Annotated in this window: 3 protein-coding genes; all 3 read right to left on the reverse strand. The window is 61.8% G+C overall.

Features of this window, described 5'->3' with window-relative positions; genetic code table 11:
- Positions 1 to 116 precede the first annotated feature (116 nt).
- Positions 117 to 1328, reverse strand: a complete 1212-nt coding sequence (locus OQK_RS09935; RefSeq protein WP_016772250.1) for a response regulator — start codon at positions 1326 to 1328, stop codon at positions 117 to 119.
- Between the two features lie 134 nt (positions 1329 to 1462).
- Positions 1463 to 2740: a 4-aminobutyrate--2-oxoglutarate transaminase gene (gene gabT, locus OQK_RS09940; RefSeq protein ID WP_016772251.1), complete on the reverse strand. Its 1278-nt coding sequence runs from the start codon at positions 2738 to 2740 to the stop codon at positions 1463 to 1465.
- Between the two features lie 185 nt (positions 2741 to 2925).
- A partial coding sequence (locus tag OQK_RS31150) for an aldehyde dehydrogenase family protein (protein WP_238537162.1) occupies positions 2926 to 3383 on the reverse strand: 458 nt, incomplete at its 5' end.

The following is a 3383-nucleotide window of genomic DNA, read 5'->3' on the forward strand; positions in this document are numbered from 1 at the left end:
GCAATTCCTGTGGGAGCGGGCTTGCCCGCGATGAGGCCTGCACCTTCAACAAAAATGTTGCCTGCGCTGGCGCCTTCGCGAGCAGGCTCGCTCCCACATCGGAATGTGGTGATCTGTCATTTGCGCATCCGCATCAACTCCGGCAGCCCGATCTTGAGCAACCGCGCCGTCCGGCTCTTCGCCAGTTCCTCAACGCCTTCATGCTCGGTCAGCCGCGCCATCTGCGCGGCCATGTGCATCACCAGCGCCTCGCGACTGTAAACGCCACCACCGAGCTGGTAGGCCGAAGCAATCAACTCGCGCAACTCCAGCGGCAGACGCCAGCGGGTGCGCAATGCCGAGCCATAAGAGGCGCCAAACTTCGCCAACGCTTCACCGACCTCCTCCAACTCGTCCAGTTCGCCGCCAGCTTGCTGCCATTCCTGCAGGCAGCGCAGCAGCGCCAGATCACCGAGCCGATGCAGCATGCCCGCGCAATAGCAGCGCTCCTGATCCAGATCGAGCAGGCGTGCCAGCGTGCGGGCGTATTCCGCCGTGTGCAGTGACAGCCCCCAATAGCGCTCGGCGTAATCCGCCAGGCATGGATCGCTGAGCCGCGCGCTGCGTTTGAGCGCCAGGCCGAGAATCAGGTTCATGCTCTGCCCGGTGCCGAGTCGGTGCAGCGCCTGGGCCAGGGTTTGCACCGGCGCGCCGTAGTGTTGCGCGGCACTGTTGGCGGCTGCGATCAGCACGGCGGTAATCTGCGGGTCAGTGCGGACCTCTTCTTCCAGCAGTTTGAGGTCCAGCCCCTCGGGATTGAGGCTGCGCTTGACCGCCACTTGCACGTCGGTCATCAACGGCGCGCCATCGGCCTGCTCGCGACGCCGTTCAAGGAACACCGACAGGGTCATGCCCGGCGCCAGTGCCGGCACTTCGCAAACCACTGCTTCGCCAGCGTTGAGCAGCAACCCCTGCAAGCGCTCGGTCAGGCCTTCCATGTTCAACGGTTTGGTCAGGTACGCCGTCGGCGCCAGCGGAATCGCTTCGCGCACGCTGGCGCTGTCGTTGCGGCTGCTCATCAGAATGAACGGCAGCGGCGGATTGCGTTTGCGCTGGCGGACGCTGCGCAGCACATGCAATCCGTCGATGCCAGGCAGCTCCCAATCGACGATGGCCAGGTCATAGGGCACCTCGCTGAGCAACGACATTGCCTGCTGGCCATCGGCACACAAATCCAGGCGCGCATCGCAGCGCACATTGAGCAGCACTTGTTTGAGCAGGTCACGGGACCAGGGATCGGCCTCGGCAATCAACACCCGGGGTACGGCGGGTAAATCAACGGCAGTCATGCGCGCTCTCCTTGCAATGTCTGAACCTTAGTCAATGCTGGCGATTCGATACAGCGCAAACCCGTCCGATGTGTTTCAAGGAGCGAAAAAAACCCGCCGAAGCGGGTTTTTGTCGAGCGGGTCACAGCAATGGATCAGAGTTCAGAGAAGCACTCTTCGATGATCGCCAGGCCTTTGTCCAGTTGCTCGTCCGGCGACGTCAGCGGAACCAGCACACGCAGCACGTTACCGTAAGTGCCGCAGGACAGCAGGATCAGGCCCTTGTCACGCGCCTTGGCCACCACGGCAGCCACGGCAGTCGGGTTCGGCTTGTGGCTGTCGCCGTTTTCGAACAGCTCGACCGCGATCATTGCGCCCAGCGCACGCACTTCACCGATGACCGGGTACTTGGCCTGAATCGCCTTCAAACCGGTGACCAGGCGCTCGCCGACAGCCTTGCAGCGGTCCAGCAGTTGCTCTTCTTCAAACACTTCCATGACTGCCAGCGCAGCGGCGCAAGCGATCGGGCTACCGGCGTAAGTGCCGCCCAGGCCGCCCGGAGCGATGGCGTCCATGTACTCGGCCTTGCCGCACACGCCGGCCAGCGGGAAGCCGCCAGCGATAGACTTGGCGAAAGTGGTCAGATCGGCGGCAACGCCCATCTGTTCCATGGCGAAGAAGGTGCCGGTACGGCCAGCGCCAGTCTGCACTTCGTCAGCGATCAGCAGGATGCCGTGCTGGTCGCACAGCGCACGCAGACGCTTCATGAATTCCTTCGGCGCGACGTAGAAACCGCCTTCGCCCTGCACCGGCTCGATGATGATTGCAGCGATGTCTTTCGGCTCGGCATCGTTCTTGAAAATGCGCTCGATGGAAGCGATCGAATCGTCAATGCTCACGCCGTGCAGTTCGTTCGGGTACAACGCGCGGAAGATGCCGCCTGGCATCAGGCCCATGCCGGCCGAGTACGGCACGACTTTACCGGTCAGGCCGAGGGTCATCATGGTGCGACCGTGGTAAGCGCCGGTGAACGCGATCACGCCGGCACGGCCAGTAGCAGCACGGGCGATCTTCACGGCGTTTTCGACGGCTTCGGAACCGGTGGTAACCAGCAGGGTTTTCTTGGCGAAATCACCCGGCACTTTGGCGTTGATTTTTTCGCACAGCTCAACGTACGGCTCGTAGGCCAGTACCTGGAAGCAGGTGTGGGTCAGCTTGTTCAGCTGTTCAGTCACGGCGGCGATGATTTTCGGGTGCACGTGGCCGGTGTTCAGTACAGCGATACCGCCGGCGAAGTCGATGAACTCACGACCTTCAACGTCGGTCACGGTGGCGTTCTTTGCCGACTCGGCGAAGATCGGGTGAATCTGGCCAACACCACGAGGTACGGCATTGGTGCGGCGGGCCATCAGTTCAGCGTTAGTCTTGCTCATTACAGTCCTCATTCGCCGCTCATCGGGCGGCGTGGTTCAAGGATGAAGCGGGAGAAATCGGCGGTGGCAGCATGCGATGATCGACTGCCACGGCGTTCCTGGCCGCAGAGAAAATTCCTGTTTGAAACGACGCAAAGGGACAGCGCTCTCGTGCCCTTTGCGTTTGCAGCGATCCCTTTCCCGGCTTAGATGCCCAGGCAGAGGTATTTGATTTCCAGGTAGTCTTCGATGCCGTACTTGGAGCCTTCACGGCCCAGGCCCGAAGCCTTGATGCCGCCAAACGGCGCGACTTCGTTGGAGATCAGCCCAGTGTTGACGCCCACCATGCCGTATTCCAGCGCTTCGGCGACACGGAACACACGGCCGAGGTCACGCGCGTAGAAGTAAGAAGCCAGACCGAATTCGGTGTCGTTGGACATGGCGATTACTTCGGCTTCGTCTTTGAAGCGGAACAGCGGCGCCAGCGGACCGAAGGTTTCTTCCTTGGCCACGGCCGCGTTTTTCGGCACGTTGGTCAGGATGGTCGGCTCGAAGAAATTGCCTTCCATCGCCTTGCCGCCCGCCAGTACGGTGGCGCCTTTGCTTACGGCGTCAGCGATGTGTTCCTGAACCTTGGCCACGGCTTTTTCGTCGATCAGCGGAC

It is taken from the genome of Pseudomonas sp. R62, assembly GCF_000257605.1.
Lineage (GTDB): Bacteria > Pseudomonadota > Gammaproteobacteria > Pseudomonadales > Pseudomonadaceae > Aquipseudomonas > Aquipseudomonas atacamensis.

Coding starts and splice junctions, on each gene's coding strand:
- gabT (WP_016772251.1), bottom strand. CDS start 2,740: ATGAGCAAGACTAACGCTGAACTGATGGCCCGCCGCACCAATGCCGTA.
- OQK_RS09935 (WP_016772250.1), bottom strand. CDS start 1,328: ATGACTGCCGTTGATTTACCCGCCGTACCCCGGGTGTTGATTGCCGAG.